Below are 22,463 nucleotides of genomic sequence, written 5' to 3' on the forward strand. Positions count from 1 at the left end.
CTCGTGCCATCCGCGGAACGGACCGTCCCCATCACAACTCTCCTCCTCGAATCACGTTTCCTGCTCGGTACGGCGGGGGCGTCTAGCGCGCGGGTGCGATGAGCTCCGTCACGCGGAGGGCGGCGGCCAGCGCGTCCGGGTTGCCGGTGCGGGTGTAGACCTCGGCCGCGGTGTCGGTGAACTTGATGACGTGCTCGTCGGCGTGGTCGACGGCCCGCTCCAGCACCTCGGCGACGGCGCCGGGGCCGCCGGGCGGGGTGGGCAGGGCCGAGCGGGGCGCCGCCTCGGGCGGGGCGTAGGCGGAGTAGATCGCCGCGGTGGTCGTCCAGATCGCGGTCAGGCTCGGCGCCCACAGCTCGCGGGGCAGCGCGGGCAGGGTGTGCAGCACCGCGTTGGGGGCGGTGGCGGTGTGCACCAGCAGGACCGGCTGCCCGTGGCCGTGGGCCAGGTAGCCCAGCGTGGCCGCCGCCACCAGGTCCGCCAGCCGGACCGGCACCTCCTCGGGCGTGGCCGCGGGGGCCAGCCCTGCCACCGCGGCCTTCCAGCCGGGCAGGTGCGCCAGCTGGCCGAACCGGCCGGCCACGTTGCCCCGCTGGTCGGGAATCCGGGGAACGGACCGCAACGCCGCCGGCGGGCTGAGCCGCCCGGAGGGCGGGCCCGCCGGCGGGAAGGGCCGGGACCTGGCCGCCCAGAACGCCAGCCCGTGGGCCAGCTCGTCGAGGGTGGCGGGGGTCTCCGCGCCGGCGAGCAGCGCCCGCACCACGTGCCCGACCCTGATCACCCCGTGCGTCGTGCCCGCCACGATCCCCGGCAGCAGCCGCTCCCACCAGGTGGCCAGCACCTCGCGCCACGGCCGCTCCGCCAGCGCCCGGCCGAAGTACGCGGCCCAGTCGCCGACCCGCCGCCCGTCGCCGAGCGCCTCGCGCCAGTCCGCGTCTGTGATGTCGGCGGTACGGGAGGGCATCTCGTCGAGCCGGTCCAGGTACGCCTGCACCCACCGGTCCACGCGGTCCGCCCGCCCTCGCCGTACCAGGACCTCCACCGCCATCGGGCCGTGGTTGGTCAGCTGATCCTCGCCCCATTCCGGGCCGGTGCGGTGGAAGCGTTCATACGCCTCGTTCAGCACGCCGCCGCTCACGGTCATCACCTCATTCGCCTCGCCGGGTGCCCGGACGAGACGAGTCTCGCGGACGCATCGGAGGAGGACATCCGTGCCGGCCACCTATCGACCACGCAGACTCCACCTAGTTACGGGCTGCCGAGGGGTGATGGTGAGATAGATGGGGTGAGTGCGAATTCGGTGTCGCAGCGTGAGGCGGAAGTGCTGGCCCTGCTCGGCGCGCACCTGTCGAACGCCCAGATCGCGGGACGCCTGCACATCTCCGTACGCACCGTCGAGAACCACGTCTCCTCCCTGCTGCGCAAGCACGGCGTCGCCGACCGTCGGGCGCTGGCCGCCCTCGCCGACCGGCCGCACGACGCCCTGCCGCCCCTCGGCCAGATCGCCGGCATGCCCACCTGGCGCACCGGTTTCATCGGAAGGGCGCACGAACGCGACGCCGTGCTCGGCCTGCTGCAGCCCCGGGGGCTGGTGACCCTGGCCGGGCCGGGCGGGGTGGGCAAGACCCGGCTGGCCGCGGTCGTCGCCGAGGCCGCCGCGCCGGAGTTCCCGCTGGGCGGGGCGTTCGTGGATCTCGTGCCGGTGCGGGACGGGCAGGTCGCCGGGGCCGTGGCCAGGGTGCTGGGCGTGGGCGAGTCGCCGGGCCAGTCGCTGGAAGACGCCGTGGCGTACGCGCTCGGCCAGACGCGGCGGCTGCTGATCCTGGACAACTGCGAGCACGCGCTCGACAGCGTGGCCGCCCTCGCCGACCGGGTGCTGTCCCGGTGTCCAGGCGTGACGGTGCTGGCCACCAGCCGCGAACGCCTCGGCGTGCCGGGCGAGCGCGTGGTCCCGATCTCGCCGCTGCCGTTGGCCTCCGACGTCGAGGCGCTGTTCGCGGACCGGGTCGCCGAGGTCGATCCCGGCTGGGACGGCGCCGCGGCTCCCGGGACGGGCCCGTCCCAGCCCGCCGAGCCCGCGATCGTCGCCGAGATCTGCGCCCGGCTGGACGGCATGCCGCTCGCGATCGAGCTGGCCGCCGCTCGTTACGGCTCCCTGGGTGCGGAGGGGCTGCTCGCCGCGCTGGACGACGCGCTGCGGCTGCTGGCCGGCAGCCGCCACCCGGACGAGCGGCACCGCTCCCTGCGCGCGGTGATCGGCTGGAGCCACGACCTGCTGGACGCCGACGAGCGGGCCCTGTTCTCCCGGCTGGCCGTCTTCAGCGGGGCGTTCGACCTCGACGCCGCCTGCCGCGTCGCCCCCTTCGCCTCCCGCTCCGCCGTCGCCAACGTCCTGGGCCGGCTGGTCGACAAGAGTCTGGTCGCCCGGGGCCGCGGGGCGGGCTCCTGGCGGCTGCTGGAGACCGTCCGCGCGTACGCCATGGACCGGCTGGAGGCGAGCGGCGACCTGGACGAGGTACGCGACCTCCATCTCGGGTGGGCCGCCGACACCGCGCACGAGCTGGCCGGAAACCTGGACGGGCAATGGCGCGACCGCTTCGACGCGGTGTGCGACGACCTGCGTGCCGCCCTGCGGAACGCCCCGCCGGGCCCTGGGGTCGTGCCGCATCGGCTGGCCCGCTCGCTCGGCCTCCTCGCCTACGCGCGCCGGCTGGTCAGCGAAGCGCTGGAGCACTTCAAGGAGGCGGCCCGCCGTGCCCCCACCGCATCGGCCGCGGCCGCCGACCTGCGCACCGCCGCCCAGGCCGTCTACGCCGTGGGACTCGCCCATGGAGCGTTCGACCTGCTCGTGGAGTCCGCCGCGCGCGCGGAGAGCGCGGGCGACCACGACGCCCAGGCGATCGCACTCGCCCAGGCCGTCGTCACAGCCCGCAGGTTCACCTCGGGCTTCCCCGATCCGATCCCCGGCGCGCGGCTGCGCGAACTGCTGGATCGGGCGACCGCGGCCGGCGACCCCGGCGACCCCGTGGTGTCCGCCCAGCTGGCCGCCGCCACCGCCTGGTGCCCTCGCCCGCCCCGGACGGCTCCCGATCCTTCGCTCGCCCATGCGGCCGTGGCGGCGGCCCGCCTCTGCGGTGACCCCGTCCTCATCGGAGCCGCCCTGGACCTCCCCGGCACGCCGGCGCTCCACGCGGGCCGGTTCCGGGAGGCGTGCGAGATCGCGCGGGAACGGCTGGCGCTGGTGGAGCTGATGAACCGCCGCCACCCGGCCGCCGCGGCGGAGATCCTGGACTCCTTCCACAACGCCTGGCTGTGCGCACTCGCCGCCGGCGACCTGCTCGCGGCGCTGTCCACAGCCGAGCGGATCGCGTGCGACGAGTTGCTGGGCGCGCATCCGTACCGGCCCGCCGGCAAGCTGATCCCGCCGCTGGTGCTGCTCGGGCGCTTCGACGAGGCGCTGGAGCACGCCGAGCCCATGTGGCAGGCCTGGCGGCGCTCCGGCATGCCGATCGCCGCCTGGCTGTCCCCGGCCGCCTCGGCGATCGCGCTGGCCCACGGCCTGCGCGGCGACCACGCCTCCTACCGGCTGTGGCGGAACCGCGCCGAACGCGCTCTGGGCACGGACGCCCCCGCCCCGGCCCGCGACGCCATGGTCTTCGCCGCTTTCGTGGACGCCCGCGTCGCCGTGGACGCAGGGGCCGCCGAGGGCGCGCCGTCCCTGATCACCCGGGCCTTCGCCGGCTCCCCCACCGCCTGGCCCGCCGCCTACGCCCGCGCCGCCGCAGCCGAGCTGGCCGTGCTGGCCGGGTCGCCCGACCCGGATCGCCACCTGATCGCCGCGGCCGAGACGGTCGGCGAGAACGACTGGGCGACCGCCTGCCTGCTGCGCGCCCGCGGCCGCCTGCACGGCGACCGCGCCGCCGTCGAGGAATCGCTGCGGGAATGGAGCCGCCTCGACGCGCGGTTCGAACGCGACCGCACTTCCCGCCTCTGCCGCTGAACGTGCCGCTGTGCCAGGCGTGGGGGTGGAGCAGCCAACGGCCGCCGGAATCCGCCTATGTCCGGCTAATGTCCGTCTGGAGACCTGGGCTGGCACGCTCCCAGCGGGAATCGTTGGAGGCCATGGAACCAGCACCCCGGTCCACGGGCGGAACCGGCGACCTCCGCATCGCGCTCCTCGGCCCGTTCGAGGTGCGGCGAGGCGCCGTCCCGATCGAACTGGGCTCGAACCGGCTGCGGGCGCTGCTGGCCGTCCTGGCCATGTCCGCCGGCGAAACGGTCTCCATCGAGCAGCTGGCCGTCGCGTTGTGGGCGGAGGACCTGCCGGCCAACCAGCGGCGCAGCATCCAGACGTACGTCGCACGGCTGCGCCCCGAACTCGGGCCGGACGCGATCCGCACCACGCCGGCGGGCTACCGGCTCGAGGTGGACCCCGAGCAGGTCGACGCGCTGCGGTTCCGCCGCCTTGTCGGGGAGGCGGCGCCGGCGCGCGGCATCGCAGAGGAGCGGCGGCTCCTGGACGAGGCTCTCGCCCTGTGGCGGGGCGACCCCTTCGACGGCGTCGATTCCGACCATCTGCACGGGCCCAAGGCCTCCCGCCTGGTGGAGCTGCGCCTCTCGGCTGTGGAGCGATGGATCGACCTGAGCCTGGCGGAAGGGCGGCACGGCGAGATCGTCGCGGAGGTGCGGGAGCTGGCGGCCCGGCATCCCCTGCGGGAGTCCCTGTGGGGACGCCTGCTCCTCACGCTGGACCGCTGCGGCAGGCAGGCGGAGGCACTGGCCATGTACGAGCAGCTCAGGTCCCGCCTCGCCGAGGAGTTGGGCACCGACCCCGCTCCCGAGCTGCAATGCATCCATGCGGCGCTGCTCGACGGGGGTGCCTGGCAGGCCGAGCCTGTGGTGCCACGCCAGCTGCCGCCCGCCGTCGCCGACTTCACCGGCCGCCGCGACGTCCTGAAGGAGATGGACCGGCTGCTCGGCGAAGGCACCCGAATCTGCGTCGTCACGGGTACCGCCGGCGTCGGCAAGACCTCGCTGGCCGTCCACTGGGCACACCGGGCCGCCGAGCGGTTCCCCGACGGTCAGCTCTACATCGATCTGCAGGGTTTCGGGTCGTCCGGCGCCCCGCTGCGCCCGCAGGACGCCTTGTCGATCCTCCTGCAGGCCATGGGCGTGGCGCGGCACAGGATCCCGGACGACCCGGAAGCCGCTGCCATGCTCTACCGCACCATGCTGGCCGGCAAGCGCACCCTGGTGATCCTCGACAACGCGCGTGACGCCGACCAGGTGCGCCGGCTGTTGCCCGGCGGCGCGGGGTGCGCGGCCGTGGTCACCAGCCGCCGGGGGCTGAGCAGCCTCGTCACGAGGGAAGGGGCCATGCTGGTCACCCTCGGCGTCCTCACGCGGGCGGAAGCCCGCGACCTGCTGGCCCGCCGCCTGGGAAGGGAACGGACCGAGACCGAGGCACAGGCCACCGACGAGATCGTCGATCTGTGCGCGCGGCTGCCCCTCGCCCTGGTCATAGCGGCGGGCCGGGCCGCCGCCAATCCCGGCTGCCCGCTCAGCGCGCTCGCGGCCATCCTGCGCGGCGTCCGCGACGACGTCGGCGTGCTCGCCAGCCGCGATTCGCTCACCGACATGCGCTCGGTCCTCTCGCACTCGTACGAGGCGTTGTGCGCCGACGCGGCCCGCCTGTTCCGGTTGCTGGCCACGCACCCCGGGCCGGACATCAGCCGCACGGCGGCCGCCGCCTTGACCGGCGTTGCTCCCACCCGGGCCGATCGGCTGCTGGACGCCCTGCTCGACGCCCATCTCGTGGCCGAGATCGCCCCCGGCAGGGTCGCCTTCTGTCACGACCTGCTCCGGACGTACGCGCGCGACCTGACCCGGGCCGGCCGCCGGGCGACCGCGCGGCGCACCGAATGTCCGGCCGATGCCCTGGCAATGTCTCCGCTGCCCTCGTGACAATCGAGAACCATCGCCGGGCGATCCTGACCTGGTGCCCGCATGCCGCAGGAAACAGGAAAGAGGTGAACGCCGAAATGCGCGACCGCGAATACTGATCCAGACAAGAGGGCCGGAGATCACGCCGCGAAGAACACGTTCCGGCCCGGAAGCAGATAAGGCGCACTCCTCGTCATGACAGTCGACGACACCCGGCGGGCCACCATTCGCGAGGTGGTGGCTTCCGGTGAGTTCCGCGCGCTGTGGCTGGCCCACGGGTTGTCGCTCGTCGGCGACCAGATCGCCAGGGTGGCGCTCGCCGTGCTGGTCTTCGGACGGACCGGCTCCGTCTCCCTCACCGCGCTCACCTACGCGCTGACCCTTGTTCCCGGGCTGTTCAGCGGGCTCTTGCTGGGGAGCCTCGCCGACCGGTACCCACGGCGCCGGGTGATGATCGCAGCCGATCTCATCCGGGCGGCACTCGTCCTCGCCATGGCGGTTCCGGGGATCCCGCTGCCGGTGGTCGGCGTCCTCGTGGTGGCGGTGGTGATGCTCAACGCGCCGTTCAACGCCTCACGCCTGGCCGTCCTGGCCGACATCCTGCCCGGAGACCGTTACCCCCTGGGGCTGGGCATCACGAACACCACGCAGCAGGCCGTTCAGCTGCTCGGCTTCGGCGGGGGCGGGCTGATCGTGGCCGCGCTCGGCCCGAACGTCGCGCTCCTGGTGGACGCGGGCACGTTCGTCGCCTCCGCGCTGGTGATCCGGGCCTTCGTGCGGTTCCGTACGGCCACGGCCGCACCCGGCGGCAGGCCAGGCCGGCTCGGCCGCTCGGCCTGGCGCGGCATCCGGACGGTGTGGACGGACCGGCGACTGCGCTATTTCGCCGGCCTGTCCTGGCTCTACTCGTTCTTCGTGGTACCCGAGGCGCTGGCGGTGCCGTACTACTCGCAGATCGGGCAGAGCACCGCGACCGTCGGCCTGTTCATGGCCGCCGATCCCGTCTGCTCCGCGATCGGGACACTCCTGATCACGCGGCTGGTCCCGCCCGAGGGACGCCACCGCCTCCTCGCCCCCCTGGCGCTGCTCACGGGCGCGCCGCTTCTCTTCTTCGTGTTCCAGCCGGGGATACCGATCGCCCTGGTCCTGCTGGGCCTCACCGGGTTCCTGTCGAGCTACATGGTCGTGTCCAATGCCTCGTTCGTCAGGACGGCGCCGGACGACCAGCGAGGCCAGATCATCGCCATCGGCTCCGCGGGCCTGATCGGCGGACAAGGGCTGGGCGTCCTGGCCGGCGGGTTGCTCGGCGACCTGCTCGGCCCGCATCTGGCCATCGCGCTCTGCGCGGCCGCGGGCATCCTGACCGCTTTGGCCATCACCGTCTCCAGGCCCGATCCCGGAATCCCCGACAGCGGTGACCGAGGGATGTGAGCCACGGGTACGGCGGAGCCTTTGCCGAAGGCTCCGCCGTACCTCATGTCAGGAACCGGTCGGGAAGTCGCCGGTGCCGAGCAGTTCGGTTCCGCGGCGGACGATTTCCTGCAACGACAGGTCTTCCTTGTGGGTCAGGAAAACCCAGATGTGCCCGAATGGGTCTGCCAGCATGACCGTCCGATCCCCGTAGAACATGTCGGTCGACGGCTGGAGCAGCTTGGCTCCGGCGCGTACGGCTCGCTCGCTGAGCGCGTCCACGTCGTCGACGTAGACGTGGATGCCCACCGTCGAGCCTCCCACGGCGCCGGGAGCCTTGAAGGGATCGTCGGCGTCCCCCACCATGACGGTCGAGCCCCCGATGCCGACCTCGGCGTGAATGATGCGGCCTTGCGGGTCGGCGATGCGGAACAGCTCCTCGCCGCCGAACGCCTCGGTGTAGAACCGGATGGCCTCGGCGGCGCCGTCCACCATGAGATGCGGAATCGCGGCGTATCGGTAACGGTCGGGAACGGCGTTCATCGTCGTGGACTCCTTCCGTGAAGGTTTCTGCCGCCACCGAACGTAGAACCTCAAGTTAACTTGACATCAAGCGGAGCCGACGGCCGCGATCCGCGCAGGTCAGCCGCGCCGGTATTCGTCCAGGGCGGCCAGGAAGCGGGCGAGCAACGGGCCGGCGTCGCCGGCCCGCCAGACCAGATGGAGCTGGGTGACGGCGCCGGCGAGGCGGCGCGGCGTCACGCCTTCGCGGTGCAGCACCCGGTAGGAGTCGGCCATGACGGCGGCGCCGAAGCCGGCGGCCACCAGGGCCAGAAGCGTCTGCGCGCTGCGCCCCTCCGCGCCGACGCGCGGCACGATCCCGGCCCGGTGGCACAGCGCGACGACCTCGTCGTGGGAGTGGGTCGCGGATTCCCGCGGCCACAGCACCAGCGGGATGTCACCGAGCACCGACACCGGCGCGGCCCCTTTCTCTCTGGCCAAAGGGTGAGCGGCGGGGAGGAAGAGGGTGAGGGGCTCGCGTGTCCACACCCGGGTGGCGAGCTTGGCGTCACGAACCGGCAGCCGCTGCACGGCCACGTCGAATCTCCGCTCCAGGACGCCCCCTGACATCTCGGCGTCGTCGAACACCTCCACCAAACGGAGATCGACGTCGGGCAGGCGCACCCGGAGCCGCGCGAGCGCCTCACCCAGCGCGCCGTTGATGCCCGACCCGGCGAAGGCGACCGTCAGGCGGCCGCTCTTGCCCTGGGCGGCCAGCCGTACGTCGTCCACCGCGGCCTCCACCTCGGCCAGCGCGTTCGCCGCCCGGCGCAGCAGCGCCTCGCCGGCCGCCGTGGGGGTCAGCGAGCGCCCCGCCCTGGTGAACAGGTCGGCGCCCAGCCGTCTTTCCAGCTCACGCAGCTGCCTGCTCAGCGTCGGCTGGGTGAGATGGAGCCGGCGGGCCGCGCCGCTGATCGAGCCCTCCTCGGCGATCGCGATCACGTAACCGAGCAATCTCAGGTCCATCCATACCTCCGAGGCATGGGCTCCATATCAACCGATGCCTCACAGTAAGACATCGCGGTTCGTCGAGGCACCATGAAGCAATCCGCCGTTCAACCGACCGTGAGAGACGTCAATGAAGCACCTCGGCATCCTGGCGCACAGCACCGAAGGGGCGGCGCTGTGCTTTCTGACCTTCTGCCAGGAGGGTTTCCTTCGGACGGGCCGGCACGAGCACCCTGATGTGACCCTGGACTACATCGCGTTCGGTTACAGCATGCCGGCGTGGGAGGCGGGCGATCACCCGTCTGTCCGGGCGACCCTCGCCAGGAGCGTGCGGCGGCTCGCCGACGCGGGCGCGGACTTCTTCGTCTGCCCGGACAACACCGCGCACATGGCCCTGGAGGTGCCGGGGCCCGACCTGCCGCTTCCCGGCCTGCACATCGCCGAGGTGGTCGCCGACCAGGCCGCCCGCGACGGTCGCCGGCGTGTGGGAGTCCTCGGCACCAAGTTCACCATGGACGGCACGCTGTACCCGGCGGCGCTGGGCGCGCGCGGCATCGCCACCGAGGTGCCGGATCCGGACGACCGCCGCGTCGTCAACGAGATCATCTTCGACGAGCTGGTGAACGGCGTGGTGAGCGAGGCCTCCCGCCGGGCGTACATCCGCGTCATCGAACGGCTGGCCGCCCGTGGCTGCGACGCGGTCGCCCTCGTGTGCACCGAGATTCCCCTGCTGGTGACTCCCGAGGTCTCCCCCCTGCCCACGCTCGACTCCACTCGTCTGGTGGCGCGTGCCGCCTACGACGTGGCGGTGGGCGCCCGGCCCATGCCCGTCTGGCGCGGCGGCCCGCCCCCGCGCCGGACAGGCGGCAAGCCGCGGGGACACAGCACGGTCGAGCCGGGGGGCACCCGATGACGCACCCGGAACAGCGGCTGGCCGAGCTGGGGCTGTCCTTGCCGGAGGTGGTGCCGCCGGTGGCCACCTATGTGCCGGCCGTACGCTCCGGTGTCCACGTCCACGTGTCGGGCCAGGTGCCGCTGCTGGCCGGGAGGCTGATGGCGACCGGCCGGCTCGGGGACACCGTCGACCTGGAACAGGGGTATGCGTGCGCGCGTCAGTGCGCGCTGAACTCCCTGGCGGCGCTGAAAGCGGAGATCGGCGATCTGTCCGCCGTGGTCCGTGTGGTGAAGGCCCTGGTGTTCGTCTCCTCGACCCCTGCCTTCACCCGGCAGCCGCAGGTCGGCGACGGGGCCTCCGACCTGTTTCGCGCGGTCTTCGGCGACGCCGGGCTGCACGCCCGCTCCGCGGTCGGGGTGTCCGCTCTGCCGTTGAACGCTCCCGTCGAGCTCGAAGCCGTCTTCGAGGTCGGCTGACCCGCACTCCGATCAGGGGGTTACGCATGTCTTCGCACGTCACAGCAGCGATCGTCGGTTCGGGGAACATCGGAACGGATCTGCTGTACAAGCTGCTCCGCTCCGAACGTGTCCGTCCCCGCTTCATGGTCGGCATCGATCCGGACAGCGAAGGGCTGCGTCGCGCGGCGGGTCTCGGGCTGGAGGTGTCCGCCGAGGGCGTCGACTGGCTGCTCGACCGCGCGGACGCCCCCATGCTGGTGTTCGAGGCGACCTCGGCGAGCGTCCACGCCCAGGCCGCGCCCCGCTACGCCGAGGCGGGGATCACGGCGATCGACCTCACACCCGCCTCCGTCGGGCCCTATGTCGTGCCGGCGGTCAACCTCGACCAGCACCTCGACGCGCCGAACCTGAACATGGTCAGTTGCGCCGGGCAGGCCACGATCCCCATCCTGCACGCCGTCAACGAGGTCGCGGACGTGTCCTACGGCGAGATCGTCGCGACGATCGCCAGTGCCAGTGCGGGCCCGGGGACCCGGCGGAACCTGAGCGAGTTCAGCGAGAAGACCGCCCGCGCGCTGATCGAGGTGGCCGGCGTCGACGAGGCCAAGGCGATCTCGGTGATCAACCCCGCCGAGCCTCCCATGGTCATGCACGACACCGTGTACGCGCGGGTACGGCGGCGCGACGCCGGCGCCATCGAACGCGCCGTCCACGACATGGTGGCGAAGGTCAGGCACTACGTGCCGGGTTACCGGCTGCGCCTGTTCGAAATGGATCGTGACGTGGTCACCGTCATGCTGGAGGTCGAGGGCGCCGGGGACTTCCTGCCCGCCTACGCCGGCAACCTGGACATCATCACCGCCGCCGCGGTCGCCGTCGCCGAGCGGCTCGCGGCCACGACCATGGGAGCCGTCCGATGAGCGCGCCGATCACCATCGTCGACACCAGCCTCCGCGACGGGATGAGCAGCGTCTCGCACAGGTTCACGACGGACCAGGTCGCCGAGGTCGCCAGAGGGCTCGACCGGGCGGGCGTCCGCGTCATCGAGGTGGCGCACGGCATCGGCATCGGCGCCTCGTCGATCCAGTACGGCTTCGCCGCCGCCACGGACGTCGAATACGTGCGCGCCGCCGTGGACGCCGTGCGGTCCGCGGACATCGCCGTGCTGTACGTGCCGGGGATCTCGACGCTCACGGCACTGGACGCCGTCCGGGAAGCCGGCGCGAGCACCGTCCGGGTGGCCACGCACTGCACCGAGGCCGACTGCGCCGAACAGCCGATCCGGCACGCGCGTGCCGCCGGCATGCGGGTGATGAGCTTCCTGATGATGAGCCACAAGCTTGAGCCGGCGGCTCTCGCCGAGCAGGCCGCGAAGCTGGACTCGTACGGCGCCCAGGTGATCTACGTGGTCGACTCCGCCGGCGCGCTGGTGCCCGGCGGCGCGGCGGCCCGGGTGCGCGCGCTGCGAGACGCCGTCGGCGCCGACATCGGGTTCCACGCGCACAACAACCTGGGGGTCGGCGTCGGCAACGCGCTCGCGGCAGCCGAGAACGGCGCCACGTACATCGACGGATCACTGCGCGGGCTGGGCGCCAGCGCCGGCAACGCGCAGACGGAGGTGCTGGCGGCGGCCCTGGAGCGGGCCGGCTACGTGACGGACGTCGACCTCTTCGCGCTGTGCGACGTCGCCGAGCGCACGATGGCGCCTTTGATGACCGAGCCGCAGATCGTCGACGAGACGGCGCTCATGCTCGGTTACGCCGGGCTGTACTCGACGTTCTTCCATCCGGCCAAGCGCGCCGCCGCCAAGTACGGCGTGCCCGTGCGCGAGCTCCTTCTCGAACTGGGGCGGCGTGACGTCATCGGCGGCCAGGAGGACATGATCGTCGAGGTCGCGTCGGAGCTGTCGGGGCGTGCGCGCCATGAGCCCTGACGAGGTGCGCCAGGCCGCCGCCGCTCTGCTCGGCGCCTACCGGACCGGCACGCCGATCTCTCCGCTGAGCCTGGCTCACCCCCATGCGACGGCCGCGGACGCCTACCGCATCCAGCAGGCGCAGGTCCGGGCATGGACCCAAGCCGGTGACGAGATACGCGGCCACAAGATCGGCCTGGTGTCCCCGGCGATCCAGCGGCAGATGGGCGTTCACGAGCCTGACTACGGCCATCTGACGGCGAGCATGTTCCACCCGGAGCGGCAGCCGATCCCGGCGCGCGCCTTCATCCAGCCGCGGATCGAGCCGGAGATCGCCTTCGTGCTCAAGGCTCCGCTGCGCGGACCGGGAGTCGGCCTCGCCGAGGCGATGCGGGCGGTGGACGTCGTCCTGCCGGCGCTGGAGATCGTGGACTCCCGGATCAAGGACTGGCGAGTGACGATCGTCGACACCATCGCCGACAACGCCTCGTCCGGCGGGGTGATTCTCGGGCGGACGCCCGTCAGGGCGGCGGAGGTGGACCTGCCGTCGGTCACCTGCACCTTGACGAGGAACGGCACGCCCACCGAGAAGGGGACCGGCGCCGCCGTGCTCGGCTCACCGCTGAACGCCCTGGCCTGGCTGGCGAACGCCTTAGGCGCCATGGGCGTCTGTCTCGAACCAGGTCATGTCGTGCTGTCCGGCTCCTTCACCAGAGCCGTCCCCATCGCCCCCGGCGACGTCGTCACGGCCGACATGACCGGGATCGGCACGGTGACCGCCTCGCTTTCCCGAGTGGACGGCTGAGCCGCGATCTGCGCAGATCTTAATCTCCCTTGATTTAGTAGATATCGAACGATCGATATGTTACGCATATGTATCGATATCCCGCCCAAACCGGAGGGTAGAAGACATGAACGCACATCAACCTGGACAAGCATCTGGTACGGCATCCGCGAGGTGCCCCGCCATGAGCGCCGCCGGTCCGGCCCGCACCCTTTCCGCGGGCGGACCGCCGGCGCGGGACGCGAGCCACGTCACCGACGGATTCGCCGGCGGCACGACCACTTCCTCGCCGCAGAAGAACCCTCTGATGTCGGCGTCCTGGACGCTGCCGCACCATCCCGCCTCCGCGCCCGCCGCCCGCAAGTTGCTCCGCGCGCAAGCGCTGGCGTGGCAGGTCGACCACGACGTCGCCGAACTCCTGGTCAGCGAGGTGGTCACCAACGCGCTGCGGCACGCGCCAGGACCGGTACGGCTCACCGTCTGGCTGATCGAAGGACTGTTGCGCTGCGAAGTCGAGGACCGGAACACCGTGGCCCTCCGGGCCCGGCACCCGGCCGAACACGATGAGGGCGGCTACGGGCTGGGCCTGCTGGACGCGCTCGCCTGCTGCTGGGGCAGCATCCCCACCCCGACGGGCAAGGCCGTGTGGTTCGAGCTCCCGGCCGCCGACGCCAAACTTTAACAAAGTCCTCCGTTTCCATACTTGACACATATCGATCGATCGATATCTTCTTTATGGAAACACAGGAGGTCCCATGCACATCACCGGGACATGGCGGCGCGCCCGTCTGGCGGCCGCCGCGGGTGCTTGCCTGATCGCTCTCACCGCATGCGGGGAATCCGTCGGCGGCACCTCCGCCGGCAAGACGCTGGTCGCGGCCAACTACGGCGGAGTCACCGGCAAGGCGCTCAAGCAAGAGCTCGAAGATCCGTACACCCGAGCCACCGGCACGACGTTCCAGCAGGTCAACGTCGGCACCGGATTCGCAGCCAAACTTCAGGCTCAAGCGCAGAGCCAGAACGTGAGCTGGGACGTCATCGAGGGCCTGGCGGGTGCCGACGCGGCGCAGTTGCACGAACTCGGCCTCCTGGAGCCGCTGCCCCAGGACATGAAGGCCCGCCTGGAAAAGGTGTCCCTGCCCGGCACGGTCACCGACTACGGGGTGGCCCTCGCCGAGACCGGTTACGTCATCGCCTGCAACACGGCCAAGGTGAGCAGGTGCCCGGCCGATCCGGCACAGTTCTGGGACACCGCGGCCTTCCCGGGCCGCCGTGCCCTGCCGGACAACCCCGCGGCCATGCTCGCCACCGCGTTGGTCGCCGACGGCGTGAAGGCGCAGGACGTGTTCCCGATCGACACCGAGCGGGCCTTCGCCAGCATGGCGAGGATCAAGCCGCATGTCGACGTCTGGACCACCAGCGGCGACCAGCAGATGCAGGTGATGCGCGACCAGCAGGTCGACATGTCGATCATGTGGAACGGGCGGGCCAAGGCGCTCATGGACCAGGGCGTGAAGCTGCGGCTCGAATGGACCGGGTCGCTGGTCAACCCGAACTACATGGTGGTGGTCAAGGGCGGGCCGAACACGCCCGAGGCGATGCGCTACCTCGAGTGGTATGCGACGCACCCCGAGGCCCAGGCGGGGCTGGCCAGGCAGCTCGCCTACGGAATGTCCCATGTCGAGACGGCGCGGCACCTCTCGCAGAGCGAGGCCGCGCTGCTGCCGGCCGCCCACGCGGACGACAACCAGGTACGGCTGGACCCCCAGTGGTGGGTGGGCAACCGCAAGGCGGTCGAGCAGCCCTGGCGAGAGCTGGTCGGCGGATGACCGGTCCGCTGAGCGCGCTGCGGGCTCGTCCCGGCCGCTGGCAGGCCCAGTCCTCCACGAGCGTCGGCCTGCTGCTGGTGGCGCCCGCGTTGGTCCTGGTGATCGGCTTGGTCGCCTATCCGCTGGTGTCGCTCGTCGCCGACACCCTGCGGCCGGAGGGCCGGGCCGCGCTGGTCGCGGTGCTGTCAGGCGACGCTTCGCGGCGGGCGCTCCTGCGCACGCTGTGGGTCAGCTTCGAGGTCACCGTGCTGGCCGTGGTGCTCGGCGCGTTCATGGCGTGGGCGCTGTGCACGGTCCGCGGGCGCCTGTGGCGGATCCTGCTGTGGATCGCGGTCCTGGCGCCGTTCTGGATGAGCGTCGTCGTCAAGAACTACGCGTTCGTGCTGATCCTGCGCCAGGGCGGGCCGCTCAACCGGCTGCTCGTCGCCCTGGGCCTGATGGACCCGCGGCAGAGCCTGCTCTACACCGAGGGATCCGTGGTCGTCGGCATGCTGTACGCGATGCTGCCCTACGCCGTGCTCCCGCTGTTCGCCACGTTCTCGGGTGTGGACCGCTCGCTCATCGGCGCGGCCGAGACGCTGGGAGCCGGCCGGGCCAGGGCGATCGTCAGCGTCGTGCTGCCTTTGGCCGCGCGGGGCATCGTCTCGGCGACGACCCTGGTCTATGTCATCTGCCTCGGCTTCTACGTGACCCCGGTGGTGCTGGGCGGCCCCGGCACGCCGTTCGCCGCGACACTGATCGGCAGCTACCTCTTCGAGTACTTCGACATGCCAGGCGCCAAGGCGTTCGCCCTGGTGATCCTGCTCGCCGCGCTGGCCGCGGTGGTCGCCGGCCAGGCGCTCGCCCGGGTCCTGCCGTCGGGAGACCCCGCATGAGCCGGCTCGGCACGGCCGCGTTCCGGATCGTGGTGGGGATGACGGCGCTCTTCCTGCTGGCGCCCGCGCTGGTCGTCGTGGCGATGTCCTTCTCCGAGACCTCCTACCTGTCCTTCCCTCCTCAAGGGCTGGGGCTGCGGCAGTACCGGTCGCTGCTGACCTCCGACATCTGGGGCGTGGTGACGGTGCGATCGCTGATCGTCGCCCTGCCCGTGGCACTGCTGGCCGTCGGCGCGGCCACCCTGCTCGTGATCGGGCTGGAGCGCACCCGCCTGCCGTACAAGAACGCGCTCGTCGCGGTCAGCACGCTCCCCATGCTGGTGCCGGGTGTCGCCCTGGCCGTCGCCGTCTACGGCCTGCTGGCCAGGTTGCGGGCCCTGGACACCTACACGGGCGTGATCCTCGCGCACACGGTGATCACGCTGCCGCTGGCGGTGCTGATCCTCTGGCCGGCCCTCCGGGCGATCTCCAGGGATCTGGAACTGGCCGCCATGACGCTCGGCGCCGGGCGCGCCCGCGCATGGTGGGACACCACCGTGCGGCTGCTGGGCCCGGCCGTGGCCGCCTCCATGATCACCGTGTTCCTCACCAGCTTCGACGAGGCGGTGCTGGTCAGCTTCATCTCGGGGCCGCGGACCACCACGTTGCCCAAGGCCATCCTCGACTCGGTCATCACCGGAGTCGATCCGACGATCACCGCGGTCGCCGGCCTGCTCATCCTCCTGACGGCGGCCCTGATGGCCGCCGGTGAAGCGCTCCTGCGGAGAAGTGGACGCCGATGACTCCTGACGTTGCCCAGACCAAAACTTCCCGGCGCCCGCGCCTCGAACTCGACCGGATCACCAAGCGCTACGGAAAGGTCACCGCGGTCGACGACGTGTCGCTGTCCCTGGCGGAAGGGGAGTTCCTCACCTTCCTGGGCCAGAGCGGCTCCGGCAAGACGACGGTCCTGAAGATCATCGCCGGTTTCGAGACGTGCGACGACGGCGCGGTGCGCATCGCGGGCACCGACATGGCGCGCAAGCCGCCGCGAGACCGCGACATCGGCATGGTGTTCCAGAACTACGCGCTCTTTCCGCACATGAGCGTCGCCGACAACATCGCCTACGGCCTGCGCCGGCGGAAGTGGCCGGCCGAGCGCCGGCGTGCCCGCGTACGACAGATGCTGGAGCTGGTGCGCCTGGCCGAGCTGGGCGGCCGGTCGCCGCGCGAGCTGTCCGGCGGCCAGCAGCAGCGCGTGGCGCTGGCCCGGGCGCTGGCCTGCGAGCCGCAGCTGCTGCTGATGGACGAGCCGCTGGGCGCGCTCGACCGGGCGCTGCGCCTGGACCTGGAGCAGGAGATCCGGCGCATCCACCGCTCCACCGGCTGCAGCGTCGTCTACGTGACGCACGATCGGGACGAGGCGCTGGCCCTGTCCGACCGGATCGCCGTCTTCCACGCGGGCCGGGTCGTCGGGCTCGACGAGCCCGCGCAGCTCTACGAGCGGCCTCCGACCGGATACGTCGCCCGCCTGCTCACCGACGCGAACCTCGCCGAGCTGCCCGACGGCACGGCCCTCCGCGGCGACGTGGCCGACATCGTCCTCGGCGGCCGTACCGTCCGGTTCAGGTCGACGGCCACGCGGACCGCGGGCGCCCGGCTGGCGGTGCCGCGCACCTCGATCTCGCTCCAGCCCCAGCACGAGGGGTGCCTGACCGTCGAGGCCAGGGTGGACGACGTCGTCTTCCTGGGAGAGCACGCGCGCATCGACCTCGACACCACCGTGCTGGGCTCCCTCATCGCCCACGTCCCGATGCATCAGACCAGCGACCGGATCATAGGAGAGACGTTGCGCATTCACATCGACCCTGCCAGATGCCAGGTGGTGATCTGACATGGGAGTGGACCTCGCCCCACGTGTCGTCACCGCCCGGGACTTCCTGATGGGATCGATCTGGGAAGGCACCGGAGACGAGCTGCACACCAACCGCCTCACGGCCCGCAAGAGCATGTTCGGGCAGCGCATCCTGTCGGGTGTCACCGGCATGCTGCTCGTGATCGACGCCTACCGGCCGGAGCTGATCTGGACTCCCCTGTCCCGGCTGCGGTGGTCCTTCGACGGGCCGCTGTTCGAAGGCACTCAGGTGGAGGTGCGGGGCCGGTCGGCGGGCGATGAGCACGCCATGAGCGGAACGGCCGGGGACCGGGTCGTCACGCACGGGATCGCCGTCACCGGGCGGCCCGCGGCCGTACCCGCCAAGCCGGGACAGGTCTCCGCGGGCCGCACCATGACAGAGGCGGACGCCCGCCTCTTCCACAGCTGGCTGCCCGGTGATCTGACCGTCGGCGAGAGCGCTCCGGAGCACATACCGTGGCCGCTGATCGTGCTGACCGCGTCCGGCCTGATCACCCGCGGCAGGCACATGGGCGACTTCCACACCGTGCTCAACCGCGCCTTCACCTGGTCCTTCGGCCGCCCGCTCGCGCTGGAGGAGACCATCCACTGCGAGATGGGCACGGTGGAGCGCCGCCCGAGCGCCTCCCTCCCCGGCATGGACGTCGTCCGGTTCGAGGCGAGCGTGGTGGCCACCGCATCCGGAGATCACATCGCCGGTGTCGAATGGGTGATGATATGCCGGTGACGCCCGCCCACCCGCCGCTCGAGCCCAGCGTCGACCCGATCGCGCGGGCAGGTGTGAACATGGCCGGACTGGCCCGCTGGGCGGCGCGCACCTGGCCGGACCGCCCCGCCTTCGAGCACGAGAACGGCGAGCGGCTCACCTTCGCGCAGCTCGCCGCCCGCGTGGCCGGCCTCGCCGGGCAACTGGGCGAGCGCGGCGTCGGCCGGGGAGACGTCCTGGCCGTGTCCCTGGACAGTTGCTCCACCTTTCCCCTGCTCGTGCTGGCGGCCGCCGATCTGGGCGCCGCGATGCTGCCGCTCAATCCCGGATTCACCCCGCCCGAGCTGGACCACATCCTCGGCCTCGTGGAGCCCACGCACGTGGTGGCCACGCCGGAGTTCTGCCTGGCGCACCGCGACGTGGTCCACAGGCACGGAGCCGCGCTCATCCCCTTCCGGCAGCCCGTGCCCGGTGCCGAGCCGCCACTGCGTCCACACGACGCGCCGTTCGACCGCCTCGGCCGCGCCGAGCACCTCGACACACGGGTCCGGTTCGGCCTCACGTCCGGATCCACCGGCGTGCCCAAGGCGGTGGCCAAGACCCAGCGGCAATGGCTGCTCGACGGCCGGGCCCTGGCGACCGTCATGGAACTCACCGAGGACGACCGGGTCATGTCGAGCCAGCCCCTGTACTACGGGGATCCGTTCATGCTGCTCATGGCCGCCCTGCAGACGGGCGCGACGGCGGTCTACCTGTCGCGGTTCCGGTCGCAGACGTTCATGGAGAACGTCGCGCGCAGGTCGATCACCAAGTTCATGACCATCGGGTCCATGCCGGCGATGCTGCTCAACACCCCGCCCGGCCCGTTCGACACCGGGCACCGGGCCGTCGCCGCCTGGAGCGTGGCCGTTCCGCGCCACCTGCACGCGGAGCTGGAGCGCAGGTTCGCCCTCCCCTGGCTGGAGTTGTACGGCACCGCGGAGATGGGCGTGGCGATGGGCCAGCCCCTCTCCGAGGCGCGCTCCGGCACGCGCCGGATCGGGGCGGGCTGGCTGGGCCGCCCCATGCCCGGTCACGAGCTCCGGCTGACCGACGAGAACGGGCAGGTCATCGAGGGCGACGGACTCGGCATGCTGGAGGTGCGCGGGCCGACGGTGACGGACGCCTACCACCGGCGTCCCGACGCCACCGCCGAGGCGTTCCTCCCCGGCGGCTGGTACCGCTCGGGCGACATCATGGAGCGCCGGGGCGCGGACTACCGCTATGTCAGGCGGATGAAGGACATCGTGCGCAGGGCGGGCGAGAACATCTCGTGCCAGGAGGTCGAGGCGGTACTGCGCGCCCAGCCGGGAGTGGTCGACGCGGCGGTCATCCCGCGGCCCGACCCCGTCCGCGGCGAAGAGGTCTGGGCGTTCCTCCAGGTGGAGGACGTTCCCACGCAGGCGCACCTGGTGCGCGAGCGGGCCGAGGCCATCGTGTCCGCGGCGCGGGCGTCCCTGGCCCGGCACAAGCTGCCCCGGTACGTGTCCTTCGTCGACCGTTTCGAACGGACCCCGACCGAGCGGATCGTCAAGCGCCGCCTGACAGACCTGGGCGACCACGTCCCCACCTGCGACCTTGGAGAGCGACGATGAAGAGAACCGGCGGATCCGCGAAGAACGTCGACGTGGCGGAGCCGCCGTCGTCGACCGAACAGCGGCTCATGGAGGCCGCGGGCGCACTGTTCGCGAGCAAGGGATACTCGGCGGTGGGCATCCGGGAGATCGCCCGCGAGGCCGGCCTGACGATCGGATCCCTCTACCACTATGCCTCCAGCAAGGAGGACCTGTTCCTCAAGCTGATGCGGCGCAACTACGCCCGCGTCACCGCGCGTGCCCGGGAGGCGGCCGCGACCGGCTCGACCCCGGCGGAACGGCTGGCCAACCTCGTCAGGGCGCACGTCCTGGCGGAGGTGAGCGACAGCGAGGTGTGGCGGCTGAACCGCTCGGAGCTGGAGGTCATCAGCCCCGAGGCGCGCGCGGAGCTGGTGGCTCTGCGCGACGAGTTCGAGCAGATCTGGCGGCGCGTCATCGAGGACGGCGTCGCGGACGGGAGCTTCGCGCCCGAGGATCCGGTCCTGGCCCGCTTCTCCATCATCCAGATGTGCAACGGCGTGGCGCTGTGGTACCGCCCCGACGGGCGGCTGACGCTCGACGAGATCTCGGACGTCATCTCCCGTCAGGCGCTGGCGCTGCTGCGTGCCGGCTGAACCGCCGCCCTGGGCCTTCAAGCGCTGTCAGGAACGTTCCCGCTGCGCGATCCGGCAGGCTATCCCGTCCAAGATGCAGTCGAGGCCGAACCGGCGCCCGTTGTCGGCCAGGCTGTCGCCGATCTCGGCCATGACGCGGGTGAGGTCGGGGAAGCGCTCGCCGTGCCTGGCCATGAGCTCGCCGATCGCGACCGCCACGCTGCCTTCGGTGGTCCAGGGCTGGGTGCCCGCCGCGGCGGTGGACTGGGTGTTGCGGATGTGCGCGAACAGCAGGAACACCGCCGCCATGCGCTCGCCCGCAGTGAGGCACGTGTCGGCGAGCGCGCGGATCGCCGTGTCGATCCAGCCGATCTCGTTGGGCCCCATCATCCGGTTTCCCGTGGTCACCGAGGGCAGCCACGGATGGCGCTCCCACGTCGCGGTCAGTTGCTCGGCGAACCGCTCCAGCTTGGGCCGCCAGCCGCCCGGCACCCCGTCCAGCTCGGGCGGCTCGCCCACCGCCGTGTCGATCATCACGGCCATGAGCTCGGCCTTGTTGGCCACGTAGCGGTAGAGCGACATCTTGGTGAAGCCGAGGTCGCCGGCCACCCGCTGCATGGACACCGCGGCGATGCCCTCGGCGTCCGCGATCTCGATGGCCGAGCGAGCGATCAGGTCGAGGCTGAGCGCGGGCCGCGCCTTCCTGACCGTCTGCTCCTCCCGGCTCCACAACACGCCGAGCACGCCTGCTTCATCGGTTCCCACGCGTCCTCCTCGCCTCTGGAATTCGGGATTGTCAACTCGACCCCTATGTGTCTAGCGTACACCTTGTGTCCGACGGACACATAGTGTCCACCAGAGACAGGAGGGCCGTCGTGGCCACCAAGATCTTCGTCAACCTGCACGTCCGCGACCTGAACGCGTCCATCGACTTCTTCACCAAGCTCGGCTTCGGCTTCGACCCCGAGTTCACCAACGATGACGCCGGCTCCATGGTGATCGACGAGGGCATCCACGCTCTCCTCGTCACCGAGCCCTTCTTCACCACCATCACCGACAGGCGGCCGGTCGACACGGCCGCCTTCCAGGAGGCCGCCATCGCCCTCGATGTCGACAGCCGCGAGCGCGTCGACGAACTGGCCGACGCCGCCGAGGCCGCCGGCGGTCTGACCGCCGGCGAGCCCATAGACGACGGCTTCATGTACTCCCGCGGCTTCCGCGACCTGGACGGCCACCTGTGGAACGTCCTGCACATGCCCGCGACCGCCTGATTCGAAGAGGAGAGTTGTGATGGGGACGGTCCGTTCCGCGGATGGCACGAGGATCGCTTTTGAGGTGTGGGGGGAGGGCCCGCCTGTGATCATCGTGGACGGGGCCACCGCCCACCGGGCGGTCAACCCGCTGAACGCCGAGGTGGCGCAGCTGCTCGGCGAGGAGTTCCGGGTGTATGCCTATGACCGGCGCGGCCGGGGGGACAGCGGCGACACCGCGCCGTATGCGGTGCAGCGCGAGGTGGAGGACCTGGCCGCGCTGATCGCGCACGCCGGGGCGCCGGCCATGGTGTTCGGCTGGTCCTCCGGGGCGGTGCTGGCCCTGGAGGCCGCGGCGGCCGGCCTGCCGATCACCCACCTGGCGCTGTTCGAGCCGCCGTGCGTCATCGACGACACCCGTCCGCCGCTGCCGGCCGACTACGTGCGGCGGCTGGAGGCCCGCCTCGCCGAGGGCCGCCCGGGGGAGGCGGCGGAGCTGTTCTTGACCGCGGCGGTGGGCCTGCCCGCCGACCTGGTCGCCGGCATCCGGCAAAGCCCGGCCTGGGCCGACCTGGAGGCCATCGCGCACACCCTCGCCTACGACGGGCGGCTGGTGGCCGCCACCATGACGGGCACCCCGCTGCCCACCGGCCGCTGGGACTCGGTCACCGTCCCGGTCCTGATCCTGTACGGCCAGGGCACGATGCCCTGGCTGATCACCGGGGTGCGGGCACTGGCCGGCCTGCTGCCGACCGCGACCCTGCGGGCCGT

General features: G+C 71.9%; 22 protein-coding genes. 18 read left to right on the forward strand and 4 right to left on the reverse strand.

Features of this window, described 5'->3' with window-relative positions; all coding sequences use genetic code 11:
* Nucleotides 1–82 precede the first annotated feature (82 nt).
* Nucleotides 83–1,138 (reverse strand): questin oxidase family protein, encoded by a 1,056-nt coding sequence (locus BSB02_RS38050; protein ID WP_206185114.1) that lies wholly within the window; start codon nucleotides 1,136–1,138, stop codon nucleotides 83–85.
* A 147-nt stretch (nucleotides 1,139–1,285) separates the two neighbouring features.
* Here BSB02_RS38050 and BSB02_RS38055 point away from each other — a divergent pair, with 147 nt between their 5' ends.
* The 3 genes from BSB02_RS38055 to BSB02_RS38065 all read left to right on the forward strand — a co-directional run bounded on the left by BSB02_RS38055 (nucleotide 1,286) and on the right by BSB02_RS38065 (nucleotide 7,374).
* On the forward strand, nucleotides 1,286–4,000 hold the full coding sequence (locus BSB02_RS38055; protein ID WP_158088867.1) for an ATP-binding protein: 2,715 nt from the start codon (nucleotides 1,286–1,288) through the stop codon (nucleotides 3,998–4,000).
* 122 nt (nucleotides 4,001–4,122) lie between these two features.
* Complete coding sequence (locus tag BSB02_RS38060; protein WP_158088868.1) at nucleotides 4,123–5,964, forward strand: AfsR/SARP family transcriptional regulator; 1,842 nt, start codon at nucleotides 4,123–4,125, stop codon at nucleotides 5,962–5,964.
* Between the two features lie 174 nt (nucleotides 5,965–6,138).
* The gene (locus BSB02_RS38065; RefSeq protein WP_084965863.1) at nucleotides 6,139–7,374 is read left to right on the forward strand and encodes an MFS transporter; all 1,236 of its coding nucleotides are present in this window, start codon (nucleotides 6,139–6,141) and stop codon (nucleotides 7,372–7,374) included.
* A 48-nt stretch (nucleotides 7,375–7,422) separates the two neighbouring features.
* Here BSB02_RS38065 and BSB02_RS38070 read toward each other — a convergent pair whose 3' ends face one another.
* Complete coding sequence (locus BSB02_RS38070; protein WP_084965864.1) at nucleotides 7,423–7,896, reverse strand: VOC family protein; 474 nt, start codon at nucleotides 7,894–7,896, stop codon at nucleotides 7,423–7,425.
* A 99-nt stretch (nucleotides 7,897–7,995) separates the two neighbouring features.
* Nucleotides 7,996–8,880 carry a LysR family transcriptional regulator gene (locus BSB02_RS38075; protein WP_084965865.1) on the reverse strand — a complete coding sequence of 295 codons (885 nt, stop codon included), beginning with the start codon at nucleotides 8,878–8,880 and terminating at the stop codon, nucleotides 7,996–7,998.
* Between the two features lie 112 nt (nucleotides 8,881–8,992).
* On the opposite strand from BSB02_RS38075, the gene BSB02_RS38080 reads away from it, so the two are divergent.
* From BSB02_RS38080 to BSB02_RS38140, 13 genes are all read left to right on the forward strand, one after another.
* Nucleotides 8,993–9,775: an aspartate/glutamate racemase family protein gene (locus BSB02_RS38080; protein ID WP_084965866.1), complete on the forward strand. Its 783-nt coding sequence runs from the start codon at nucleotides 8,993–8,995 to the stop codon at nucleotides 9,773–9,775.
* Nucleotides 9,772–10,233, forward strand: coding sequence for a RidA family protein (locus tag BSB02_RS38085; RefSeq protein ID WP_084965867.1), 462 nt, complete (start codon nucleotides 9,772–9,774; stop codon nucleotides 10,231–10,233). The genes BSB02_RS38080 and BSB02_RS38085 overlap by 4 nt, the downstream gene beginning before the upstream one ends.
* Before the next feature lie 26 nt (nucleotides 10,234–10,259).
* Nucleotides 10,260–11,135 (forward strand): acetaldehyde dehydrogenase (acetylating), encoded by an 876-nt coding sequence (locus tag BSB02_RS38090; protein WP_084965868.1) that lies wholly within the window; start codon nucleotides 10,260–10,262, stop codon nucleotides 11,133–11,135.
* Entirely contained in the window at nucleotides 11,132–12,148 is a 1,017-nt protein-coding gene (gene dmpG / locus BSB02_RS38095) for a 4-hydroxy-2-oxovalerate aldolase (RefSeq protein WP_084965869.1), read from the forward strand. The genes BSB02_RS38090 and dmpG overlap by 4 nt, the downstream gene beginning before the upstream one ends.
* Nucleotides 12,138–12,932 (forward strand): 2-keto-4-pentenoate hydratase, encoded by a 795-nt coding sequence (locus tag BSB02_RS38100; protein ID WP_084965881.1) that lies wholly within the window; start codon nucleotides 12,138–12,140, stop codon nucleotides 12,930–12,932. Before dmpG ends, BSB02_RS38100 begins: the two co-directional genes overlap by 11 nt.
* A 163-nt stretch (nucleotides 12,933–13,095) precedes the next feature.
* On the forward strand, nucleotides 13,096–13,593 hold the full coding sequence (locus BSB02_RS38105; protein ID WP_084965870.1) for an ATP-binding protein: 498 nt from the start codon (nucleotides 13,096–13,098) through the stop codon (nucleotides 13,591–13,593).
* Between the two features lie 73 nt (nucleotides 13,594–13,666).
* Nucleotides 13,667–14,740 (forward strand): ABC transporter substrate-binding protein, encoded by a 1,074-nt coding sequence (locus BSB02_RS38110; protein ID WP_084965871.1) that lies wholly within the window; start codon nucleotides 13,667–13,669, stop codon nucleotides 14,738–14,740.
* On the forward strand, nucleotides 14,737–15,615 hold the full coding sequence (locus BSB02_RS38115; protein WP_084965872.1) for an ABC transporter permease: 879 nt from the start codon (nucleotides 14,737–14,739) through the stop codon (nucleotides 15,613–15,615). The genes BSB02_RS38110 and BSB02_RS38115 overlap by 4 nt, the downstream gene beginning before the upstream one ends.
* On the forward strand, nucleotides 15,612–16,397 hold the full coding sequence (locus BSB02_RS38120) for an ABC transporter permease (RefSeq protein ID WP_084965873.1): 786 nt from the start codon (nucleotides 15,612–15,614) through the stop codon (nucleotides 16,395–16,397). The genes BSB02_RS38115 and BSB02_RS38120 overlap by 4 nt, the downstream gene beginning before the upstream one ends.
* Nucleotides 16,394–17,488 carry an ABC transporter ATP-binding protein gene (locus BSB02_RS38125; protein WP_084965874.1) on the forward strand — a complete coding sequence of 365 codons (1,095 nt, stop codon included), beginning with the start codon at nucleotides 16,394–16,396 and terminating at the stop codon, nucleotides 17,486–17,488. The genes BSB02_RS38120 and BSB02_RS38125 overlap by 4 nt, the downstream gene beginning before the upstream one ends.
* Nucleotide 17,489: 1 nt before the next feature.
* Nucleotides 17,490–18,236, forward strand: coding sequence for a hotdog family protein (locus BSB02_RS38130; protein ID WP_084965875.1), 747 nt, complete (start codon nucleotides 17,490–17,492; stop codon nucleotides 18,234–18,236).
* Nucleotides 18,233–19,849, forward strand: coding sequence for a class I adenylate-forming enzyme family protein (locus BSB02_RS38135; RefSeq protein WP_158088869.1), 1,617 nt, complete (start codon nucleotides 18,233–18,235; stop codon nucleotides 19,847–19,849). The genes BSB02_RS38130 and BSB02_RS38135 overlap by 4 nt, the downstream gene beginning before the upstream one ends.
* On the forward strand, nucleotides 19,846–20,463 hold the full coding sequence (locus tag BSB02_RS38140; protein WP_084965877.1) for a TetR/AcrR family transcriptional regulator: 618 nt from the start codon (nucleotides 19,846–19,848) through the stop codon (nucleotides 20,461–20,463). The genes BSB02_RS38135 and BSB02_RS38140 overlap by 4 nt, the downstream gene beginning before the upstream one ends.
* A gap of 27 nt (nucleotides 20,464–20,490) precedes the next feature.
* Here the strand turns inward: BSB02_RS38140 and BSB02_RS38145 are convergent, their stop codons facing one another.
* Nucleotides 20,491–21,207: a TetR/AcrR family transcriptional regulator gene (locus BSB02_RS38145; RefSeq protein WP_084965878.1), complete on the reverse strand. Its 717-nt coding sequence runs from the start codon at nucleotides 21,205–21,207 to the stop codon at nucleotides 20,491–20,493.
* A gap of 110 nt (nucleotides 21,208–21,317) precedes the next feature.
* Here BSB02_RS38145 and BSB02_RS38150 point away from each other — a divergent pair, with 110 nt between their 5' ends.
* Together BSB02_RS38150 and BSB02_RS38155 are read left to right on the forward strand one after the other, a co-directional pair.
* Nucleotides 21,318–21,713: a VOC family protein gene (locus tag BSB02_RS38150; RefSeq protein ID WP_084965879.1), complete on the forward strand. Its 396-nt coding sequence runs from the start codon at nucleotides 21,318–21,320 to the stop codon at nucleotides 21,711–21,713.
* 85 nt (nucleotides 21,714–21,798) lie between these two features.
* Nucleotides 21,799–22,463, forward strand: a 665-nt coding sequence (locus tag BSB02_RS38155; RefSeq protein ID WP_206185115.1) for an alpha/beta fold hydrolase, incomplete at its 3' end; no start/stop codon positions are given.

The sequence above is a fragment of the Thermoactinospora rubra genome (assembly GCF_002093975.1).
Lineage (GTDB): Bacteria > Actinomycetota > Actinomycetes > Streptosporangiales > Streptosporangiaceae > Nonomuraea > Nonomuraea rubra_A.

Excerpts from the sequence above, each read along its gene's own strand:
- BSB02_RS38060 (WP_158088868.1), top strand. The coding sequence starts at position 4,123 with ATGGAACCAGCACCCCGGTCCACGGGCGGAACCGGCGACCTCCGCATC.
- BSB02_RS38065 (WP_084965863.1), top strand. The coding sequence starts at position 6,139 with ATGACAGTCGACGACACCCGGCGGGCCACCATTCGCGAGGTGGTGGCT.
- BSB02_RS38070 (WP_084965864.1), bottom strand. The coding sequence starts at position 7,896 with ATGAACGCCGTTCCCGACCGTTACCGATACGCCGCGATTCCGCATCTC.
- BSB02_RS38075 (WP_084965865.1), bottom strand. The coding sequence starts at position 8,880 with ATGGACCTGAGATTGCTCGGTTACGTGATCGCGATCGCCGAGGAGGGC.
- BSB02_RS38080 (WP_084965866.1), top strand. The coding sequence starts at position 8,993 with ATGAAGCACCTCGGCATCCTGGCGCACAGCACCGAAGGGGCGGCGCTG.
- BSB02_RS38085 (WP_084965867.1), top strand. The coding sequence starts at position 9,772 with ATGACGCACCCGGAACAGCGGCTGGCCGAGCTGGGGCTGTCCTTGCCG.
- BSB02_RS38090 (WP_084965868.1), top strand. The coding sequence starts at position 10,260 with ATGTCTTCGCACGTCACAGCAGCGATCGTCGGTTCGGGGAACATCGGA.
- dmpG (WP_084965869.1), top strand. The coding sequence starts at position 11,132 with ATGAGCGCGCCGATCACCATCGTCGACACCAGCCTCCGCGACGGGATG.
- BSB02_RS38100 (WP_084965881.1), top strand. The coding sequence starts at position 12,138 with ATGAGCCCTGACGAGGTGCGCCAGGCCGCCGCCGCTCTGCTCGGCGCC.
- BSB02_RS38105 (WP_084965870.1), top strand. The coding sequence starts at position 13,096 with ATGAGCGCCGCCGGTCCGGCCCGCACCCTTTCCGCGGGCGGACCGCCG.
- BSB02_RS38110 (WP_084965871.1), top strand. The coding sequence starts at position 13,667 with ATGCACATCACCGGGACATGGCGGCGCGCCCGTCTGGCGGCCGCCGCG.
- BSB02_RS38115 (WP_084965872.1), top strand. The coding sequence starts at position 14,737 with ATGACCGGTCCGCTGAGCGCGCTGCGGGCTCGTCCCGGCCGCTGGCAG.
- BSB02_RS38120 (WP_084965873.1), top strand. The coding sequence starts at position 15,612 with ATGAGCCGGCTCGGCACGGCCGCGTTCCGGATCGTGGTGGGGATGACG.
- BSB02_RS38125 (WP_084965874.1), top strand. The coding sequence starts at position 16,394 with ATGACTCCTGACGTTGCCCAGACCAAAACTTCCCGGCGCCCGCGCCTC.
- BSB02_RS38130 (WP_084965875.1), top strand. The coding sequence starts at position 17,490 with ATGGGAGTGGACCTCGCCCCACGTGTCGTCACCGCCCGGGACTTCCTG.
- BSB02_RS38140 (WP_084965877.1), top strand. The coding sequence starts at position 19,846 with ATGAAGAGAACCGGCGGATCCGCGAAGAACGTCGACGTGGCGGAGCCG.